This is a genomic window from Kitasatospora cheerisanensis KCTC 2395 (assembly GCF_000696185.1).
GTDB lineage: Bacteria > Actinomycetota > Actinomycetes > Streptomycetales > Streptomycetaceae > Kitasatospora > Kitasatospora cheerisanensis.
Genome location: NZ_KK853997.1, coordinates 533,442 through 552,683 on the forward strand (window position 1 = coordinate 533,442; position 19,242 = coordinate 552,683).

The 19,242-nt window shown below is 74.1% G+C and carries 17 protein-coding genes, 1 tRNA gene and 2 pseudogenes; 10 read left to right on the top strand and 10 right to left on the bottom strand.

Annotation, left to right across the window (positions count from 1 at the left end; translation table 11 throughout):
* Positions 1-39: 39 nt before the first annotated feature.
* Both KCH_RS38500 and KCH_RS02365 read right to left on the bottom strand, forming a co-directional pair.
* A complete protein-coding gene (locus KCH_RS38500) occupies positions 40-624 on the bottom strand; it encodes a hypothetical protein (RefSeq protein ID WP_157031847.1) in 585 nt (194 codons plus the stop codon).
* Positions 624-4,013, bottom strand: coding sequence for a hypothetical protein (locus KCH_RS02365; RefSeq protein WP_035858512.1), 3,390 nt, complete (start codon positions 4,011-4,013; stop codon positions 624-626). The genes KCH_RS38500 and KCH_RS02365 overlap by 1 nt, the downstream gene beginning before the upstream one ends.
* A gap of 419 nt (positions 4,014-4,432) precedes the next feature.
* Here KCH_RS02365 and KCH_RS02370 point away from each other — a divergent pair, with 419 nt between their 5' ends.
* On the top strand, positions 4,433-5,671 hold the full coding sequence (locus KCH_RS02370) for a S53 family peptidase (RefSeq protein WP_035858514.1): 1,239 nt from the start codon (positions 4,433-4,435) through the stop codon (positions 5,669-5,671).
* A 105-nt stretch (positions 5,672-5,776) separates the two neighbouring features.
* Here KCH_RS02370 and KCH_RS02375 read toward each other — a convergent pair whose 3' ends face one another.
* A complete protein-coding gene (locus KCH_RS02375) occupies positions 5,777-6,211 on the bottom strand; it encodes a RidA family protein (RefSeq protein ID WP_035858516.1) in 435 nt (144 codons plus the stop codon).
* A 136-nt stretch (positions 6,212-6,347) separates the two neighbouring features.
* Here KCH_RS02375 and KCH_RS02380 point away from each other — a divergent pair, with 136 nt between their 5' ends.
* The 6 genes and pseudogenes from KCH_RS02380 to KCH_RS02405 all read left to right on the top strand — a co-directional run bounded on the left by KCH_RS02380 (position 6,348) and on the right by KCH_RS02405 (position 13,633).
* On the top strand, positions 6,348-7,154 hold the full coding sequence (locus KCH_RS02380) for a fumarylacetoacetate hydrolase family protein (RefSeq protein WP_035870527.1): 807 nt from the start codon (positions 6,348-6,350) through the stop codon (positions 7,152-7,154).
* A 152-nt stretch (positions 7,155-7,306) separates the two neighbouring features.
* The gene (locus KCH_RS02385; RefSeq protein ID WP_035858519.1) at positions 7,307-7,810 is read left to right on the top strand and encodes a cupin domain-containing protein; all 504 of its coding nucleotides are present in this window, start codon (positions 7,307-7,309) and stop codon (positions 7,808-7,810) included.
* Positions 7,810-8,736, top strand: coding sequence for an acyl-CoA thioesterase (locus tag KCH_RS02390; RefSeq protein ID WP_035858521.1), 927 nt, complete (start codon positions 7,810-7,812; stop codon positions 8,734-8,736). The genes KCH_RS02385 and KCH_RS02390 overlap by 1 nt, the downstream gene beginning before the upstream one ends.
* A pseudogene (locus KCH_RS02395) lies at positions 8,733-10,342 on the top strand (AMP-binding protein). The gene KCH_RS02390 and the pseudogene KCH_RS02395 overlap by 4 nt, the downstream one beginning before the upstream one ends.
* Positions 10,339-12,717, top strand: coding sequence for a bifunctional salicylyl-CoA 5-hydroxylase/oxidoreductase (locus tag KCH_RS02400; protein ID WP_035858523.1), 2,379 nt, complete (start codon positions 10,339-10,341; stop codon positions 12,715-12,717). The pseudogene KCH_RS02395 and the gene KCH_RS02400 overlap by 4 nt, the downstream one beginning before the upstream one ends.
* 58 nt (positions 12,718-12,775) lie before the next feature.
* Entirely contained in the window at positions 12,776-13,633 is an 858-nt protein-coding gene (locus KCH_RS02405; protein WP_244305102.1) for a PaaX family transcriptional regulator, read from the top strand.
* A gap of 57 nt (positions 13,634-13,690) precedes the next feature.
* On the opposite strand, the gene KCH_RS02410 is transcribed toward KCH_RS02405, so the two are convergent.
* From KCH_RS02410 to KCH_RS02425, 4 genes and pseudogenes are all read right to left on the bottom strand, one after another.
* Positions 13,691-13,764, bottom strand: a tRNA-Met gene (locus KCH_RS02410).
* 75 nt (positions 13,765-13,839) lie between these two features.
* Positions 13,840-14,496, bottom strand: a complete 657-nt coding sequence (locus tag KCH_RS36655; protein ID WP_051652648.1) for a DUF4232 domain-containing protein — start codon at positions 14,494-14,496, stop codon at positions 13,840-13,842.
* 134 nt (positions 14,497-14,630) lie between these two features.
* On the bottom strand, positions 14,631-15,230 hold the full coding sequence (locus KCH_RS02420) for a hypothetical protein (RefSeq protein ID WP_157031848.1): 600 nt from the start codon (positions 15,228-15,230) through the stop codon (positions 14,631-14,633).
* A gap of 144 nt (positions 15,231-15,374) precedes the next feature.
* Positions 15,375-15,712: pseudogene (locus KCH_RS02425) on the bottom strand (response regulator transcription factor); the annotation flags it as partial.
* A 134-nt stretch (positions 15,713-15,846) separates the two neighbouring features.
* Here KCH_RS02425 and KCH_RS02430 point away from each other — a divergent pair.
* Entirely contained in the window at positions 15,847-16,323 is a 477-nt protein-coding gene (locus tag KCH_RS02430) for a hypothetical protein (RefSeq protein WP_051652650.1), read from the top strand.
* A gap of 23 nt (positions 16,324-16,346) precedes the next feature.
* Here the strand turns inward: KCH_RS02430 and KCH_RS40790 are convergent, their stop codons facing one another.
* Both KCH_RS40790 and KCH_RS40795 read right to left on the bottom strand, forming a co-directional pair.
* Positions 16,347-16,952, bottom strand: a complete 606-nt coding sequence (locus tag KCH_RS40790) for a helix-turn-helix transcriptional regulator (RefSeq protein ID WP_051652651.1) — start codon at positions 16,950-16,952, stop codon at positions 16,347-16,349.
* Positions 16,898-17,209, bottom strand: a complete 312-nt coding sequence (locus KCH_RS40795) for a hypothetical protein (protein ID WP_157031849.1) — start codon at positions 17,207-17,209, stop codon at positions 16,898-16,900. Before KCH_RS40795 ends, KCH_RS40790 begins: the two co-directional genes overlap by 55 nt.
* A 263-nt stretch (positions 17,210-17,472) precedes the next feature.
* On the opposite strand from KCH_RS40795, the gene KCH_RS02440 reads away from it, so the two are divergent.
* Together KCH_RS02440 and KCH_RS02445 are read left to right on the top strand one after the other, a co-directional pair.
* The gene (locus KCH_RS02440) at positions 17,473-17,979 is read left to right on the top strand and encodes a BlaI/MecI/CopY family transcriptional regulator (RefSeq protein WP_063750101.1); all 507 of its coding nucleotides are present in this window, start codon (positions 17,473-17,475) and stop codon (positions 17,977-17,979) included.
* Positions 17,980-18,065: 86 nt separating this feature from the next.
* Positions 18,066-18,569 (top strand): MarR family winged helix-turn-helix transcriptional regulator, encoded by a 504-nt coding sequence (locus tag KCH_RS02445; protein WP_035858527.1) that lies wholly within the window; start codon positions 18,066-18,068, stop codon positions 18,567-18,569.
* A gap of 77 nt (positions 18,570-18,646) precedes the next feature.
* On the opposite strand, the gene KCH_RS02450 is transcribed toward KCH_RS02445, so the two are convergent.
* The gene (locus KCH_RS02450) at positions 18,647-19,141 is read right to left on the bottom strand and encodes a DUF2231 domain-containing protein (protein ID WP_035858529.1); all 495 of its coding nucleotides are present in this window, start codon (positions 19,139-19,141) and stop codon (positions 18,647-18,649) included.
* Positions 19,142-19,242: the final 101 nt, after the last annotated feature.

Below are 19,242 nucleotides of genomic sequence, written 5' to 3' on the forward strand. Positions count from 1 at the left end.
GCGGCCCGCTGTCGTGCTGTCGTGCTGTCGTGCTGTCCGTCAGGCGGAGAACCAGCCGGTCAGGTCGGCGGTGACGTTGACGCTGCCGGTGGAGTTGTACAGCGTGACGCGGCCGTCGACGACCGGCACCACGACCGGGTTGGAGACCGTCCCGCCCGGGGTGTAGTTGACCGAGGACACGCCGGGGCGGTTCGTCCCGTGCGGGTACGCGGTCAGGTAGCCGGTCGCGGTCGGGTCGGTGACCGTCAGGTTCAGCACCACGGCGGTGGCGCCGTACGGCACTCCGCCGACGCCGTTGACCTGGAAGGACACGATGCCGTCCGGGCCGACGACGCCCTGGCGGGCGCCGGTGCCGTTGCGGGTGTCGAGCAGCCGCAGCGGGGTGGCGGACGCGTAGGTGCTGGTGCCGGCGGCGGAGTAGTAGCCGGTGACGTCGGCGACCAGGTCCACCGTTCCGGCGCTGTTGCGCAGGTCGACCTTGCCGTTCACCACCGGGACGGTCACCAGGTTGGCGACGGTCCGGCCGGGGGTGAAGTTGAGGTTCGAGGTGGCCGGCGGCTGCTGGCCGTCGGGGTAGGCGGTGATCCAGCCGGTGGCCGTCGGGGAGACCGCGGTCACGTTCATCACCACGGCGGTGACGCCGTCGGCCGGGACGCCCTTGACGCCCGCGACCTGGAGGCTGACGGTGCCGCCCGCGCCGATGCGGGCCTTGGGGCGCCGGTGCCGTCCCGGGTGTCCAGGAACCGGGCCGGGGCGACCGGGGTGAGCGCGGAGCCCTGGTCGGCGGCGTCGGTGTAGTAGCCGGCGACGTCGGCGACCAGGTCGACCGTGCCGGTGCTGTTGCGCAGGTCGACCTTGCCGTCGGCGACCGGGACCGTGACCTGGGCGGGCACGGTGCGGTGGGCGGCGAAGGACAGGCTCGGCAGGTCGGGGGCGGTCTGCCCGCCCGGGTACGCGGTGACCTGGCCGTTCTCGCTCGGGTCGACGGCGGTCAGGTTCATCACCACGGCGGTGACGCCGCCGGCCGGGACGCCCTTGACGCCCGCGACCTGGAGGCTGACGGTGCCGCCCGCGCCGATGCGGGCCTTGGGGGCGCCGGTGCCGTCCCGGGTGTCCAGGAACCGGGCCGCGGTGAGCGGCACGAACCGGGACTTGACGGGGGTGTCCGCCGCGGTGACCTCGAAGGCCTTCGGCAGGTAGCCCGGGGAGGGCTGGCCGGAGGTGTAGCCGATGCCGTCGAGCACCAGGTCGTAGCTGCCCGGGGTCAGGCCGCGGGTGTCGACGAGCACGTGCAGCTCGGTGCCGTCGGCGTTCACGGACTGCGGGTAGACCAGCTTCTGGTAGGCCGGCGCCAGCTCGATCTTGCTGCCGATCGAGAGGCCGGTGCCGTGGATGACGGCGGGCACCAGGGTCTCCGCCCGGCCGGTGGCCGGGGTGATGGACTTCGGGAGGCCGTACGCGTGCGTCGGGTTCCCGGGCAGGCCCTGGAGGGTGTACTCGATCGGGGTGGCGATCTTGTTCGGGCTGAGCATCAGCAGGGCCCGGCCGGCGGTGGAGCCCCAGTTGGAGCAGGCCGCGCCGAACTGGCCGTAGGACTGCATGCACTGGAAGCGCGTGCTGGAGGCGCCCCACTCGTCCGGGCCGGCGAAGGTGAACCACGGAATGTCCGCGCCGGTGTTGCTGGAGCTGCCGCCGATGGTGAAGCCCTGGCTCGGGTTCACGTCGATGACGCCGCAGTAGGCGGGGGCGGACTCGGTGAGCACGCCGCTGTGCTGCGGGAAGCCGTTCGCCGAGAGCACGTTGGACGCGCACTCCGGGGCCCAGCCGTCCGCGCCGCCGACCTTCCAGACGTCGACGTTGGCGTGGATCGGCGCGTCCTTGTAGCCGGACGCGACGACCACGGCCACGTACGAGGTCGAGCCGCTCACCTGGCAGCCGACGCCCCACTGGGTGCACTGGATCGTGCCGTCGGCGTTCACCGCCATCAGCAGGGTGGACGGGTCGTAGCGACTGCCGACGGTGCGGCTGCTCAGCCAGAGCTTGTCGGTGGCCGCGCCGCCGACCCGCACGCAGCGGGCGTCCAGCGCCGAGGTGAAGTCGAACGAGGTGGACGGGCTGCCGACCTTGGTGTCGGTGCGGGTGGTGCACTGGGCGCTGGGCGAGATGTCGCGGCGCACCAGGTGGTAGGTGTCCGGGCGGCCGGTGCCGACCAGCATCGCCGTGTACGGGGCGCCCGGGGCCAGCTTGCAGGTGGTGGTGGAGCTGCCCATGGTCGAACAGGCGGTGTTGCCCGCACCGTCGTTGACGTAGACGGCGGCGTTCACCTGGTTCAGGTTGTTGGCGTAGTCCAGCATCTCGGCGGGCGCGTGCCCGGCGGCCGGGATGCTGAGGCAGCGCTGCTGGTCGGTCGCGGTCAGCGTGACCTCGGCGCCCCAGTCGCCGCCGAAGCCGGACTGCGGCCAGGCGGTGCAGCCGGCGGCGTTGTCGGTCCGGTGGATCACCAGGGCGTACGCCTTGTCGGGCGTGCCGGTGACGGCGGCCCGGAACGGGGCGGTGCCGGTCAGCTTGCAGACCGTGTAGGTGTAGCCGCCGTTGTCGCACTGCTTGGCGCCGTTGGCGTCGTCGATCTCGACGGCGACCGGGGAGCCGTCGGCGGGGGTCTGGTTGAGCAGGTACAGGCCCTTGCCGGAAGCGGTCGACAGGGTCAGGCAGCGGAGCTGCCCGGCCGCGCCGTAGGTGCCGGTGACGGCGCCGGAGGCGAGGCCGTCGTCGGCGGTGGCGGTGCAGCCGCGGGTCTCGGTGGCGGAGCGCAGCGAGATCCCGAACGCGCCGACGTCGCCGTAGTTGCCGTCCACCGCCCAGGTGTGGTCGCCGGCGGTCAGCGTGCAGTCGCCGCTCTGGCAGCCCTCCTGGACGCCGTCCGTCCCGAACAGGCGGCCGGGCAGGTACGCGCCGGTGGCGCTCAGCGGGCCGTAGAGGTGGCGGCCGGCGGCGGGCACCCGCAGGGTGCGGCAGCGCGCGGTGGAGGTCAGGTCGGGGGCGTCGCCGTAGGCCTGCGGCTGGACGAGCTCGCAGCCCTCGGGCCGGGAGAGCCGGGCCGCGGAGAAGGTGTAGTCGACGGCCTGGCCGGAGACCTGCTGGACCGTCACCCGGTACGGAGCGGTGCCGGTCAGCGTGCAGTCGAGGCCGCGGCTGGTGTCGTTGGTGTACGAGTCGCAGATCCGCTTGCCCGCGCCGTCGTAGACGGTCCAGGTGGCGGTGTACGACGGCCCGTAGCTGCGCATGACGTCGCCGGCGGCGAGGTCGGTGGTGTAGCAGTCGCCGACCGAGCCGGTGGGCAGCGAGGCGGTGAAGCGCTTGGCGGTGCCGAGCTTGCTGTCCTCGCCGGCCAGCGTCGTGCAGGCGGTGGTGGACAGCAGCGGCCGGTAGGCGACGGACACCGCGTTGTCGCTGTAGGAGTTGTTGCGCAGGCTCAGCGTGTACGTGCCGGCCGCTCCGGTGGCGCAGCGGAGCGCGCCGGGGCTGTAGCTGATCACCCGTTCGCAGGCGACGGCGGAGCCGTCGGGCGCGGTGAGCGTCGGGTAGAGGTCGTACTGCTGGGCCGCCAGCACCTGGAACAGCGCGAGGTCGTGGTCCTGGCTCAGCGTCAGGGTGAGGTTCGCGGTGGCGTTGTACGCCACCGTGCAGGTGACGGGCGCCTGCGGGTCGAGCGCGGCCGGGCAGGCGCCCGCCGGGTCGGACTCCTGCAGGGCCTTGGCGGCCGCCTTGTGCTCGGCCTCCGGGTCGGCCTTGGGCGCGGCCTGCGGCTCCGCCTTGGCCGTCTTCGGGGCGGACGCGGCGGGTGTCTGCGGCGCTCCGGCCGCGGGCTTGGCGTCGGCCTCGGTACCGGCCGGGCCGCCGGCGGCCGCGAAGGCGGTGCCGGACTGGGCGACCAGCGAGGTGAGCAGCAGCGCCCCTGCGGCGAACACCCCGACGGAACGCTTGGATCTGCCGACGAACGGCAGCGGTCTCATCAAACCCCCCAAAGGTTCGAAAACGCCCAACACCGGTGCTCGCCACCGGTGTTCGAGGCAGGCGGAGTCTAGCGGGCCGTACACACAGCATCGCCACCGATATTCGGACGTCCGGGCGGACGGGCGCCGCCCGGCCGCGGCGGCTGCGGAAGATGAGAAAGACAGGCGTCCTTTACCCCCGGGGTTCTGTGTATGGAGGAACCGTCACCTGGGGTGCCCCGGCGGTAAAGGGCGGGTCCAATCTCGGGCCCGGGCATTGTTGTTGACGGGACATCATCACTAGCGTCGTCCGCGGCTCACCTGTGCGATTCCCCCCGGCGCAGGAGCCTCGGCCCCCCAGTCATGCCGTCGCTCCCGCCTGCCCTGCCGCACGGTCGCGGGCCGCCCCGTTGTGCTCCCCCACCTCTGGAGGCAGTTCCTTGCGTACCCTCACCGCGCCCTCGCTGTTCAGCGCCGCGGCGCTGGCGCTCACCGCGTTCACCGGTCTCGCCGCCGCCGCGCCGGCGGACGCGCAGTCCACGCCCACCACGTACAGCAAGAACGGCGTGTCCTGGGTGCGGGCGTGCGACACGCTCGCCAAGGGCGACACCATGGGCTGCCACGCGCTGAAGGTGACCAGCGTGGCGCAGCACGTCAACGCGCTGGGCGTGACCCCGAACGCCACCCCGTCCGGCTACGGCCCGGCGGACCTGCAGAGCGCGTACAACCTGCCCGCGAACGGCGGGGCGGGCGCGACCATCGCGATCGTCGACGCGTACAACGACCCGAACGCCGAGTCGGACCTGGCGGTCTACCGCGCGCAGTACGGGCTGCCGGCCTGCACCACCGCGAACGGCTGCTTCAAGAAGGTGAACCAGACCGGCGGCACCAAGATGCCGACCTCCAACTCCGGCTGGGCGGGCGAGATATCGCTCGACCTGGACATGGTCTCGGCGATCGCGCCGAACGCGCACATCATCCTGGTGGAGGCGACCAGCGCGACCATGGCGAACCTGGGCACCTCGGTCAACACGGCGGTCAGCCTGGGCGCGAAGTACGTGTCGAACAGCTACGGCGGCGGCGAGTCCTCCTCCGACACCAGCTACGACTCCTCGTACTTCAACCACCCGGGCGTGGCCATCACGGTCTCCTCGGGCGACGGCGCGTACGGCGTCGAGTACCCGGCCTCGTCGAAGTACGTGACGGCGGTCGGCGGCACCGCGCTGACCCGCAACTCCAGCGCCCGGGGCTGGGGCGAGTCGGTCTGGTACACCAACTCGACCGAGGGCGCGGGCTCCGGCTGCTCCGCGTACGACGCCAAGCCGACCTGGCAGAAGGACACCGGCTGCGCCAAGCGCACCGTCGCCGACGTCTCGGCGGTCGCCGACCCGGCGACCGGCGTGGCCGTGTACCAGACGTACGGCGGCAGCGGCTGGGCGGTGTACGGCGGCACCAGCGCCTCGTCGCCGATCATCGCGAGCGTCTACGCGCTGGCCGGGACGCCGTCCACCGGCTCCAGCCCGGCCTCGTTCCCGTACGCGCACACCGGTTCGCTGAACGACGTCACCTCGGGCTCGAACGGCAGCTGCTCGCCGAGCTACCTGTGCACCGCGGCCACCGGCTACGACGGCCCGACCGGGCTGGGCACCCCCAACGGCACGGCGGCCTTCGCGGGCTGACGGCCGATCAGCAGGAGCGGCGCCCGGAGGGCGGCGGCGCGCAGGGAGAACCCCTGTGCGCCGCCGCCCTCCGGCGTGTCCCGCCCGCCGACCGGCCGTCAGGGATCAGGACGACGCGGGGCGGACCAGCCGCTCGTCGGGGATCACCGCGACGCCGAGGATCTCGATCATCGCCTCGGGCTGCCACAGGGCGGTGGTGCCGATGCCGGCCATCGCCGGGTACACCGGGCCGGCGAGCTCGCGCCAGACCTCGCCGATCTCCTTGCCGTGCGCCTGGTAGTCGGGGATGTCGGTGAGGTAGAGGGTGATGCTCACCAGGTCCTCCGGGCGGCCGCCCGCTTCGGCGAGGGTGGCGAGGACGTTGGAGAACGCCTGCCGGAACTGCTCGACGATGCCGCCGGGGACGATCCGCATGTCCCGGTCGAGGGCGGTCTGCCCGCCGAGGTGCAGGGTGTTGCCGCTGAGGGTGCCGTGCGAGTAGCCGCGGGGCTGGGGCAGCGAGGCGGGGTTGACCGGTACGGGGGCCGAGTGGCTCGCCATGGCGGGTCTCCTGCGGGTCGGTTGCCGTCGGGGCCGCCACGGTAGCAGCTATTGACAGTCCTGTGACGGTCGCAGAACCATTGAGACACCGCGCCCGGCAGTGGACGACGCCGGCGCCGAGGCGGAGGTCCCACCCATGCAGCTCGCAACGGTCGCTCTCCCGGACGGCGCCACCCGCGCCGCCGTGCTCCAGGACGGCGGGTGGCACGCGCTGCCGGCGCCCGACCTGTCGGCGTTCCTCCGCTCCGGAGAGCCGGTGCGCCCCGGCGCGGAGCTGCCCGGCGCCGTCCCGGTGCTGCCGCTGCCCACGCCCGCCAAGGTGCTCTGCTGCGGGCTGAACTACGCCGAGCACATCCGCGAGATGGGGCACGAACTCCCGTCCCACCCCACGCTGTTCGCGAAGTTCGCGGACACCCTGACCGGCCCGTCCGAGGACGTGGTGCTGCCGTCCGGCCTGCGGGTGGACTGGGAGGCGGAGCTCGCCGTGGTGGTCGGTGCGACGCTGCGGCGCGCCGACCGGGCGACGGCGCTGGCCGGGATCGCGGGCTACACGGTGGCCAACGACGTCTCGGTGCGGGACTGGCAGAACCGCACCTCGCAGTGGCTCCAGGGCAAGGCCTGGGACGGCTCCTGCCCGCTCGGCCCGGTGCTGGTCACCCCGGACGAGGTGGACCCGGCGGCCGGCCTGGAGGTGGTCTGCCGGGTCAACGGCGAGGAGGTGCAGCACGCGAGCACCAAGACGCTGGTCTTCGACCCGGCCGACCTGCTGGCGTACGTCTCCGCGTTCACCGTGCTGCGCCCGGGCGACGTGGTCCTCACCGGCACGCCCGGCGGCGTCGGCGCGGCCCGCGACCCGCAGCGTTTCCTGGCCGACGGCGACGTGCTGGAGACCTCGGTCTCCGGCATCGGCACCCTGCGCAACACGGTGCGCTTCACCGCCTGAACCCGACCGGGCCGGGCCGGACCCGACCGGGCGCAGCCGAACCGGACGGGCCGACCCCGGCGAGCCGCGCGCGCCGGGCGGCCCGGAAGAGCCGACGATCCATCAGAACAGAACCTCTCGAACCGCCCCCCAGCCACGACGAGGAGCTTTCCATGGACCCCACCCCCGGCAACTCCCCCGACTACCGCTCGTACCTCCTGGAGGGCGACAACTCGGCGTACGCCACCGGGAGCGGCCTGGTGGTCCCGGTGGTGACCCGGGCCGGCGCCGAGCCGGGCGACACCGGGCAGTCGGCCGGGGCGACCCGGATCTCGGGCATCAGCATCCAGCACACCCCGGCCACCCGGCTGTGGTTCGGCAAGGTCGGCAACGAGCCCGGCTACCGCTCGGTGCCGCACCACCACGGCGAGGCGGAGACCGGCGGGTACGTGCTGTCCGGGCGGGGCCGGATCTACTTCGGCGCGCGGTTCGCCGACTACCTGGACCTGTCCGAGGGCGACTGGGTGTTCGTCCCGCCGTTCCTGCCGCACGTGGAGTGCAACCTCGACCGGAACCGGCCGCTGACCTGGATGACCACCCGCACCCCGGAGAACATCGTGGTCAACCTGCCCGAGGTGCCGGACGCCGAGCTGCCCGACTGGCTGGACCGGCCCTGATGGCCGACACCACCTCGGAGTTCTTCGCCGCCGCGGTCGCCCTGGAGCCGGTCGCCCCCGAGCACTTCGACCTGGCGTTCACCGCGGTCACCCAGCCCTGCCCGTGGCCGAAGGCGTACGGCGGCGACCTGGTCGCGCAGGCGGCGGCCGCCGCCATGCGTTCGGTCGGGGACGGCAAGGCCCTGCACTCGATGCACTCGTACTTCATGCGCCCGGCCGAGATCGGCGAACCGGTGCGCCACGAGGTGGAGTTGCTGCGCGACGGCCGCGGCTACGCGACCCGGCAGGTGCGCGCCTACCAGCGCGGCAAGGCGCTGTACGTGTGCCTGGCGAACTTCGCGGCGGGCGAGCCCGGCGGCCGGTACGCCGCCGCGCTGCCCGATCCGTACGCCGACGGCCTGCCGGGGCCGGAGGAACTGCCCGGCTCCGCCGCGTACTTGGCGGACCGCGAGGGCGGCACCATGACCGGCGCGTCCAAGGAGTACTGGTCGGCGGGGCGCAGCTTCGACCTGCGGCACGTGCCGGGTCCGCTGTACCTGGACGTCGAGGGCGGGCGGGCGCCGCACCAGGCGGTGTGGGTGCGGCCGTTCGACGCGCTGCGGCCGGTGGAGGGGCTGAGCGAGGCGCAGCGGGACGCGGCGGCGCTGGCGTACGTGTGCGACTACACGATCCTGGAGCCGGTGCTGCGGGTGCTGGGGCTGGCGTGGGCGCGGCCGGGGCTGGTGACGGCGAGTCTGGACCACGCGATGTGGTTCCACCGTCCGCCGGGGCCGGGCGAGTTGGACGGCTGGCTGCTGTACGCGCAGCGGGCGGTGGCGGCGGAGTCGGGGCGGGGCCTCGGCGAGGGGCGGTTCTTCACGCCGGACGGGGTGCACCTGGCGACGGTGCTCCAGGAGGGCATGATCCGCGAGGGGGCGGGGAGATGAGCGGGGTGCCGTCCGGGTTCCGCGACCCCTTCGCGCGCGAGCACCTGCCGGCCGTCGAGCAGTGGCCGGCCCTGGAGTTCACCACCGAGCTGCTGCACTACCCCGACCGGCTGAACGCGGCTGTGGAGTTGCTGGACCGTCAGGTGGCGGAGCTGGGCCCGGACCGGCCGGCGCTGCGGACGCCGGCCGGGGAGGTGTGGACGTACGGCGAGTTGCAGTTGCGCTCGGCGCAGGTCGCGCAGGTGCTGGCGGAGGACCTGGGGCTGGTGCCGGGCAACCGGGTGCTGCTGCGCTCGCCGAACAATCCGTGGGCGGTGGCGGCCTGGCTGGGCGTGCTGCGGGCGGCGGGATCGCGGTGGCGACGATGGCGGCGCTGCGGGCCCGGGAGCTGGCGCCGATCGTGGCGAAGACCCGGCCGGTGGTGGCACTGGTGGACCACCGCTTCACGGCGGAGGTCCGGGACGTCCCGGTGGTGGCATTCGGCGGCGGCGGGGCGGACGACCTGGTCCGGCGGGCCGCCGCCAAGCCGGGGCGGTTCGCGGCGGTGGACACGGCGGCGGACGACGTCGCGCTGTTCGGGCCGACCTCGGGCACCACCGGCGTCCCGAAGATCACCGTGCACTTCCACCGCGATCTGCTGTCGATCGACAACACCTTCGGCCGGTGCACGCTGCGGCTGCGCCCGGACGACCTGGTGGCGTGCACGGCGCCGCTGGCGTTCACCTTCGGCCTGGGGATGCTGGTGGTGTTCCCGCTGCGGGCGGGGGCGTGCGCGTTCCTGACCGAGTCGGCGACGCCGGCGGAGCTGGCCGAGCTGGTGGCGGAGCACGGCGTGACGGTGCTGGCGACGGCGCCGACCGCGTACCGGCAGATCGTCAAATCCGGTCTGGCGCACCGGCTTTCGGGGCTGCGGCGGGCGGTGAGCGCGGGCGAGCACATCCCCCGGGAGGTGTGGGAGCAGCTGCGGGCGGAGGCCGGGATACGGGTGGTGGACGGCATCGGGGCGACCGAGTTGCTGCACATCTTCATCTCGGCGGCGGACGAGGAGATCCGCCCGGGGGCGACCGGCCGGCCGGTGCCGGGGTTCCGGGCGGCGGTGCTCGGGCCGGACGGCGAGGAGCTGGGGCCGGGCGTGGAGGGGCGGCTGGCGGTGATCGGCCCGGTCGGCTGCCGGTACCTGGACGACGAGCGGCAGTCGGACTACGTGGTGAACGGCTGGAACGTCACGGGCGACACCTTCGTCCGGGACGAGGACGGCTACTTCTGGTACCGGGCGCGCAGCGACAGCATGATCGTCTCCTCGGGCTACAACATCGCCGGCCCGGAGGTGGAGGCGGCCGTGGACAGCCATCCGGACGTGCTGGAGTCGGCGGTGGTGGCCGCGCCGGACGCCGAACGCGGCTCCGTGGTCTGCGCGTTCGTGGTGCTGCGGGCGGGCGCGGCCGGGGACGCGGCGACAGCGCGCAGCATCCAGGACCACGTGAAGCAGCAGCTCGCGCCGTACAAGTACCCGCGCGAGGTGCGGTTCGTGGCGGCGCTGCCGCGCAATCCGAGCGGCAAGCTCCAGCACTTCAGGCTCCGTCGGATCGTGGAGGGCACGGAATGAGGATCGCGATCGCCGGCGGCGGCCCGGGCGGGTTGTACTTCGCCGCGCTGATGAAGCAGTTGGACCCGGCGCACCAGGTGACGGTGTGGGAGCGCAACGCGCCCGACGACACCTTCGGCTTCGGCGTGGTGTTCTCCGACGAGACGCTGACCGGCATCGCGGGCGCCGACGAGGTGGTGCACGCCGCGATGGAGCGGGCCTTCGCCCGCTGGACGGACATCGACGTCGAGGTCGACGGGCACCGGTTCACCGTCGGCGGGCAGGGCTTCGCGGCGATGGGCCGCAGGGAGCTGCTGCAGATCCTCCAGCGGCGGGCCGCCGAGCTCGGCGTGCGGGTGCACTACCGGACGCCGGCGCCGGGCGTGGACGAGCTGTCGGCGGCGCACGACCTGGTGCTGGCGGCGGACGGCGTGAACTCGGCGGTGCGGGCCGCGCGGGCGGAGGTGTTCGGCCCGTCGCTGGACGGCCGCCGCAACAAGTACATCTGGCTGGGCACCGACCTGGTCTTCGAGGCGTTCCAGTTCTTCGTCAAGCAGACGGAGTGGGGCACCATGCAGATCCACGGCTACCCGTACTCCGCCGAGGGCTCGACCTTCATCGTCGAGATGCACGAGGAGGTGTGGCGGCGGGCCGGCTTCGACCGCACCGCCGGGCGGGAGTTCGGGCCGGGCGAGTCCGACGAGTACGCGGTCGGGCGGATCGCGGAGATCTTCGCCGCCGAGCTGGCCGGCCACCGGGTGCGCACCAACAACTCGCGCTGGCTGAACTTCACCACCGTGCGCAACGAGCGCTGGCACGACGGCAACGTGGTGCTGCTCGGCGACGCGGCGCACACCGCGCACTTCTCGATCGGGTCCGGCACCAAGCTCGCCATGGAGGACGCCCTCGCGCTGGCCGCCTGCCTGCACGAGCGGCCGACGGTGGCCGAGGCGCTGGAGGCGTACCAGGCGGAGCGCAGGCCGGTGGTCGAGTCGACGCAGCGGGCGGCGCAGGCCTCGCTGGAGTGGTTCGAGAACATCGGCATGTACGCCGGGCAGCAGCCCGCGCAGTTCGTCTTCAACCTGCTGACCCGCTCGCGCCGGATCACCTTCGAGAACCTGAAGGAGCGGGACGCCGGGTTCGCCGAGCTGATGGAGCGTGAGTTCGCCCGCGGCCAGGGCGCGTCCGAGACCGTGCCGGCGATGTTCCAGCCGGTCCGGATCGGGCCGCTGCCGCTGAACAACCGGATCGTGGTCTCCCCGATGGACATGTACTCGGCGGTGGACGGCGTGCCCGGGGACTTCCACCTGGTGCACCTGGGCTCCAAGGCGCTCGGCGGCGCGGGCCTGGTGATGACCGAGATGGTCTGCGTCTCCCCCGAGGGCCGGATCACCCCCGGCTGCCCCGGCCTGTGGAACGACGGGCAGCGCGAGGCCTGGCGGCGCGTCACCTCCTTCGTCCACGAGCGCAGTTCGGCGAAGATCGGCCTGCAACTGGGGCACTCCGGCCGCAAGGGCTCGACCCGGCTGATGTGGGAGGGCATGGACGAGCCGCTCCCGGACGGCAACTGGGAGGTGATCGGCCCGTCCGCGCTGCCGTACGGGCCCGGCTGCCACCTCCCCCGGGAGGCGACCCGGGCCGATCTGGACCGGGTGGTCGCGGACTTCGAGGCGGCGGCGCGGCGCGGCGCGGAGGCGGGCTTCGACCTGATCGAGGTGCACGCCGCGCACGGCTACCTGCTGTCCTCCTTCCTGTCGCCGGTGGCCAACCGGCGCACCGACGCGTACGGCGGCAGCCTGGAGAACCGGCTGCGCTTCCCGCTGGAGGTGTTCGACGCGGTGCGGCGGGCGGTGCCGGAGCGGATCCCGGTGACGGTGCGCATCTCGGCGACCGACTGGCTGCCGGACGGCAACACCGACGAGGACGCGGTGGAGATCGCCCGGGCCTTCGTCGCGCACGGCGCGGCCGCCATCGACGTCTCCTCCGGGCAGGTCGCCCAGCACGAGCGGCCGGCCTACGGGCGCTCGTACCAGACGCCGTTCGCCGACAGGATCCGCCACCGGGTGGCCGGGCCGGCCGGTGTGCAGGTGATCGCGGTGGGCGCGATCTCCTCCTACGACGACGTCAACTCGATCCTGCTGGCCGGGCGGGCGGACCTGTGCGCGCTGGGCCGCACCCACCTGTACGACCCGCAGTGGACGCTGCACGCGGCGGCCGAGCAGGACTACCGGGGTCCGGGCGCCGAATGGCCGGTGCAGTGGCAGGCCGGGCGCCGCAGGCCGCCGACCTCGCGCACCGACCGTGTCCCGCCCCGGCTCTCGCTGCTGCGCGAGGGCGCGGCCGGGCCGGTGCACCTGCGGTGGACGCCGGATCCCCGGATCGGGGTGACCGCGTGAACCCCCGGCCCGCGGCGGCGGTGCGATCATGTGTCCGGCGTCCGCCATACTCGGTGGGATGAGCGAGACGAAGGCCGCCCGGCCCACCGCGGCACGCCGTTCCCGGACCGTGCTGGTGACCTTCCTCGGCGCCGTCGTCCGCAAGATGGGCAACTGGATGCCGATCGCCGGCGCCGTCGAACTGCTCACCCAGGCGGGCCTGGACGCCTCCAGCGTCCGCACCGCGGTGTTCCGGCTCAAGCAGCGCGGCTGGCTGGCCGCCGAGACCCGCGGCGGGGCGCGCGGCTACGCGCTGACGCCCGCCGCACTGGAGGCGCTGGCCGCCGGGGACGAGGTGATCTGGCACGCCCGGCAGCCCGCCGACCTGGCCGACGGCTGGTGCCTCGTCAACTTCTCGGTGCCGGAGTCCGCCCGGGCCAAGCGCCACCAGCTGACCGCGCACCTGACCTCGCTGGGCTTCGGCAACATCGGCGCGGCGGTGTGGATCGCCCCCGCCCGGATGCTGCCGGCGGCCGGCCGGGCGATCGGCGAGCTCGACCTGACCGACCAGTGCGCGGTCTTCACCGGCGACCACGTCGGCGGGCAGGACCTCGCCGCGATGGTCCGCAAGGGCTGGGACCTCGCGGAAATCGACCGCCGCTACCGGGAGTTCCTCGCCGCCCGGACCGCCGAGGCCGACCGCCTCGCCGCCGCCGCCTTCGTGGACGGCCGGGAGGCCTTCGTCGGCTACCTGTCCGTGGTCGACGACTGGCGCAAGCTGCCGTTCCGCGATCCCGGCCTGCCCCCGCAGGTGCTGCCCGCCGACTGGTCCGGCCCCGCCGCCGTCCGCCTCTTCGAACGCCTGGTCGCCGCGCTGGAGGGCCGCGCCCTCGCGCACGCCGCGCCGTACTGGTCCGCCCAGCCTCGGAAGCCCTGAACGGCCCGAGCCAAAAAGGGCGGGCCCGGAACGAGAGTTCCGGGCCCGGCCTGTCAGTAGCGGGGACAGGATTTGAACCTGCGACCTCTGGGTTATGAGCCCAGCGAGCTACCGAGCTGCTCCACCCCGCGTCGGTGAACCCAACTCTACAGCACGTCGAAGGTCCGTCGAACCAATGACCACCGTCCCCCCGTGGCGCCCGCGGCTCAGCGGGTGGCGGCGACCGGGCGGACGTAGGTGCCGGGGTGGGTGGCACCGCTCTGGTCCTGCGGAGCGGCGCCGCTCCACTGGACCGTCAGCTGCCGGGTGTCGTCCGGCGGGGTGAGGACGATCTTCTGCACCTTGAACTCGGCCTGGCCCTGGCCCTGGCCGCCGGACGGCAGGTAGTCGATCCGGACGTACGCCTTGCCGCCGGGCTGCAGCGTGACCTGCTCGGGCTGGGCGGGCTGGTAGCGCGGCAGGTTCCAGGTGCCCTTGTCGCCGACCAGGTCCACGCCCGGGTAGCCCTTCATGGTGCAGGCCGCCTTGGACTGGTTGGTCAGCTCGATCTCCTCCGCGCCCTGCTGGTCGGGCGTCTGCGCGCCGGTGCCGGGCGCGAGCGCGGCCTTCAGGTCGGCCGCCACGCACGTGCGCGGCCCGGACCCGGCCGCCGGGGCGCTGCCTCGGCCGCTCGGCTGCGCGCTCGGCGGGGCCGCCTGCCCGCCGGTCGGGGCGGCAGCTGACGGCGCGGCGGCGGCCGGCGCGGAGGCGGCCGGGGCGGCGGGCTTCGCGGCGGTGTCGGCCGCATCGTCCCCGCACCCGGTCAGGGTGACCGTGAGGGCGGCCACCAGGCCGATGGCGGCGGACAGTTGACGGATGCGCATGGTTGGTCCCACTCGTGGTTCTGCGGCCCCGCGTCGCCGGGCCGGTGCGGTTCTGACGGCCGGGCAGGGCCGGCCGGGCGGCCAGCGTCCCGGAAGTGGATCAACGCCGGATAAACGGGGCGGGCGGACCCGCCTCAGACGTTGGCCGCGCACCCGAGCCGGGCGGCCTGCCGTTGGGTCTCGCCGCGGGGTTCGGCGCAGTCCACCACGAGCGCCACGGGGAACCGCGGCCGGAAGGTGGTGACGGTGCCGGAGACGTCCTGCTGTCCCGGGGCGGCGCCCTCGCAGTGGCGGACGTAGGAGCTGGTGATCCCCCAGTTGAACGCGAAGCCGACGAAGCGGCCGGAGTGTCCGACGCCGGTGACCGGGTTCTTCCCGTAGGGCTCCAACTCCCGTCCGAACTCCGGCAGTCCGGGGGTGGGCGACTGGCGGACGAAGGCCTGGTACGCGCGGCGGGCGTCCGCCTCGCCCGCGCTCGACACGGTGCTCGCGGTGAGCGTCCGGACGGGCAGCGCGCCGGGGAGGTCCAGCGCACCGCCGTCGGGCGCGGTGAGGGTGACGGCCGGGGTGAGGTACGTCAGCGTCTCCTGCTCCACGGCGGGCGTGAACTCGTAGCGCGGGTTCACGCAGTCCGTCGCCGGTGCCGCCGACGGCACCGCCGTGGCCGACGGTGCGGGCAGCGCCCGGTCCTGACGCGCCGTCGTGCAGCCGGGCACCGCCAGCGCCACAGCCACAGCCACAGCCACCGCGACGGCCCCCGCGCCCCGGGCGGATCGTTCTCCTTGCACGGCTCCCCCTTCGATCGACCCGATCATCGCGCGGGAGCGGGGCCGCGGGCGGTCCCGTGACCGGCTCGGTACCGGATGCGAACGCGGCTTTCACGAACGGCCGACCAGGCCGGACTCGTAGGCGGTGATGACCAGTTGGACCCGGTCGCGGGCGCCGAGTTTGCCGAGGAGGCGGGAGATGCAGGTCTTCGCGGTGGCGGCGGCGAGGTGGAGTTCGGCCGCGATCTCGGTGTTGGAGCGGCCGAGGCCGACCAGGGTGAGGATCTCCCGTTCGCGGCCGGCGAGTCCGTCCAGGGCGGGGGTGTCGGGCGGTCCGGCCGGCTGCCGGCGGGCGAAGTGGGCGATCAGGCGGCGGGTGACCGCGGGGCGATCAGCGCGTTGCCGGCGGCGACCACCCGGACGGCGGCGAGGATGTCGTCGAGTTCCATCGGCGACCACACCGTGACGGTGCAGGAGCTGGCGAGCCACGGCTACGTGGTGGTGCCGGTCGATCACCTGGGCAACTGCTTCAGCGAGCTGCCGAACGGGCTCGGCGCGGCCCTCGACACCTCCCGGATCGCGCATGTTCGGCTGGTCGAAGGGCGGCACGGCCACCGCGTGCGCCATGCTGACGGGCCGTCTGGTGCGGGCGGGGCCGGCGCTGGACGGGCCGATGCAGCCCGGGTCCGGGCACCCCACCGTGACCGAGGACCTGGACCGGCCGTTCCTGCTGATGACCGCCTCGTTCCCGCTCGCCGAGGGCCCGGACGTCGCCGAGTTCTGGTCCCACCTGCGCGGCTGGCGGCTGGAGGTCCGGGCCGAGGGCGCCGTGCACCCCTCGTACGGCGACAACGTCACGCTGATCCCGCAGGCCGGGCGGATGCTGGGCCTGACGGAGGAGCAGATCCGCCGCATGGTCGGCACCATCGACCCGGAGCGCGCCCTGCTGATCCAGCAGGCGTACCCGTTGGCCTTCTTCGACCTGCACCTGCGCCACCGCCGCGCGGCGCTGCTGGACGGGCCCTCGCCGCGCTGCCCGGAGGTGGCGTACCGCGGCTGATCCCCCGTGCCCGGCGCCGCCGTTCACTCCTGCGGTGCGGCGGCCCGCGCCAGTGCCCGGCGCCGGTGCTCGCGCGGGGAGAGGCCGTGCGCGGCCTTGAAGGCGCGGGTGAACTCGGGGGCGCGGGGGATGCCGCAGCGGGCGGCGATGCGGTAGATGGGCAGGGTGCGCAGGGCGGGGTCGGCGAGTTCGCGGTGCGCCTTGTCCATCCGCCGGGCGCGGATGAACGCGGCGACGGTCTCGCCGTCCGAGTGGCGGGTGAAGAGGCTGTGCAGGTGGCTGACCGAGATGTGGTGGGCGGCCGCCACCACGGGCGGGGTGAGGCCGGGGTCGTGCAGGTTCTGCCGGATGAACTCCCGGGAGCTCTCCACCAGGGCCCGCTGCCGGTCCTCCTGGGAGAGTTCGGCCTCCGCGTCGAGGATCCCGGTGAGCCAGGTGGAGACCAGGTCGACCAGTACGGACCCGAGCCGGCAGGCCTCGGCGGGCTGGAAGGCGGCGGCCTGCCGGTCCAGGCCCACCAGCAGGGCCGAGAGCAGCGCGCCGGTGCCCTCCCGGGCGGGGAGCCGACGCCCCGTCAGGTCGCGCATCCGGTGCGCCGGGACCTGGAGCAGCGCGACCGGGACGTCCACGCCCACGCCTTCGGCGGGGGGCTGTCCGGGGCGGCCTCGGCGAAGCCGAAGAACCGGCCGTCGGCCGGGTCCGAGCTGGTCGTCAGGTGGATGTCTCCCGGCATGAACTCCTCCGCCCCGTCCTGGCCCGCCAGGTGCACCCGGCCGCCGCCGGCCGTCAGCAGCGACAGGTGACAGAGCTCCTCGTCGCCGTCCCGCTCCGCCGGCTCGCCGCGCCGGGCGCCGGCCCGCGGGAAGCTGGTCACCAGCACGGTCACCCGCCCCAGTTGGTGCCTGCGCACCCGTACCCCCGGGTTCCGTCCGCTCCGACCGTCCGCACCGTTCCGGCCGACCTGTGCGCCCCCAACGCCCCTCCTTCGTCAACGGATCAAAATTCCCCCGCGTCATCATCAACCAGTGCCATGACCTCGCCAAGTAGGCACCCGGGCACCTGGCGTGATCCCGCCGCACCGGTGGCCACATCCGTCCGCTTAGAGTTAGCGAAGGCAAACCTAACCAGCAGGACCAGGACGGGAGAGCGATGGCGATCGGCGGCCAGGACAGCAGGCGACCGCACGGGGAACTGGTCGCGGACGTGCTCGCGGCGCTGTGGAGCGCGGGCCGGCCGCTGACGGCGCAGGAGGTGAAACGGGCCCTGGGGCGGCCGTTGGCCCGGACCACGGTGGCCACCATCCTGGCCCGGCTGCACGACAGCGGCACCGTGGTCCGCACCCGCCCGGGCCGGTCCTACGCCTACGCGCCGGTCTCCGACGCGGCCGGGCTGGCCGCCGGCCGGATGCGGCGCGAACTGGAGAAGGAGGACGACCGCAGCCTCGTGCTGCGCCGCTTCGTCTCCGCGCTGTCGACCGAGGACGAGGACCTGCTGCGGGAGTTGCTGCGCGACGCCGAGGGCGGAACCGAGGGCGGAACCGAGGGCGGAACCGAGGGCGGAGCCGAGGGCGGAGCCGGGAATGGGGCCGACGGCGGTGTCGGGGCGGGGTCGGACGACACCGGTGTAGACCGGTCGGCGGTCCCGTCGCTAGAGTGAGGACGGCCCTCGCTCCGCCGCACCCCGCCCGGGCGTCGACCGGTTCCCCCGAGGGCGTCTCCCGCTCTCCCGCGTTAGGAACCGGCTTGTTCGACGGTAGGAAAGAGTCGTCCGATCCCTTCGAACAGTCGGTCTACCTGCTGTCCGTCCTCGCCCGGGCGGCCGAGGACGGCATCGGCGAGCGGCTCGCGGCCCGCGGGCTGGGCCGGGTGCACCAGGAACTGCTGACCGTCCTCGCGCAGGCCGGCCCGCACGGCCGCGCCGACCTGGCCCGGCGGGTCACCGCGCCGGACGCGTCCGCCGCGATGGACACGCTGCTGGCCCGCGGCCTGGTGCAGGCGATGACGGTGCACCTCGGCGGCGGGCAGCAGGAGGTGGTGATGCTGTCGCCGGACGGGCAGGCCGAGTTGGCGGCGATGCACGCCGACGCCGCCGCCGTCCAGGACGCCATGATGGTCTCCTTCACCCGCGGCGACCGCGCCCAACTGAACGCGCTGCTGCGCCGGATGCACGTGGCGCTGGGGCGCGGCGAGGGCTTCGGCAGTCCGCAGTCGGTGTCCCGCAAGGTGCGCGGCCGGGACCGGGGCTGACGGGCCGTCGGGAGCCCGTGCCCCATCGGGGACCGGGATGACTGACCGTCAGGGACCGGTGCCCGGCCCGACGGGCGTCAGTGTCCCTCGCCGCCCTCGGTGCCGCTGCCGGTGAGGGCGTCCTGCCAGGCGGCCTTCGCGCCGGAGTCGCCGATCAGGTAGACGTCGACGACCGCGCCGACGGCGACCGCCGCGCACAGCACGCCGGCGCCGATCCGCAGCGCGGCGGAGAACGGGCGGCCGCCGCCCGCGGCGCGGCGGGCCGCCCACCAGACCAGCACGGAGAGCAGGAACAGCCCGGCGGCCCAGGGCAGCAGGCCGTCGCCGAGTTCGGTGTGACGGCGCACCAGGTCGGTGCGGTCGACGTGCCGTTCGAGCCACTCGCCGGCGTCGGTGGTGAGCGGGACGGCCGCCAGCGTGACCAGGGCGAGCAGCGGCAGCGCCAGGCCCGCGCGGCGGGCGGCGGCGGGGCTGAGCGCGCAGACGATCAGCGCCAGCGCGGTCAACGGGACGAAAACCACCACCAGGTGGACCAGCAGGATGTGCGCGGGCAGTCCGTCGATCGTGCTCACCGGTGACTCCTTCCGGCCGGCGGGCCCGGCAGCCTCCCGGTGCGGGTGGCGGCCGGGCGCGCACCATGGTGGCAGCCGAACTTCTCAGTTCCCCATGAACG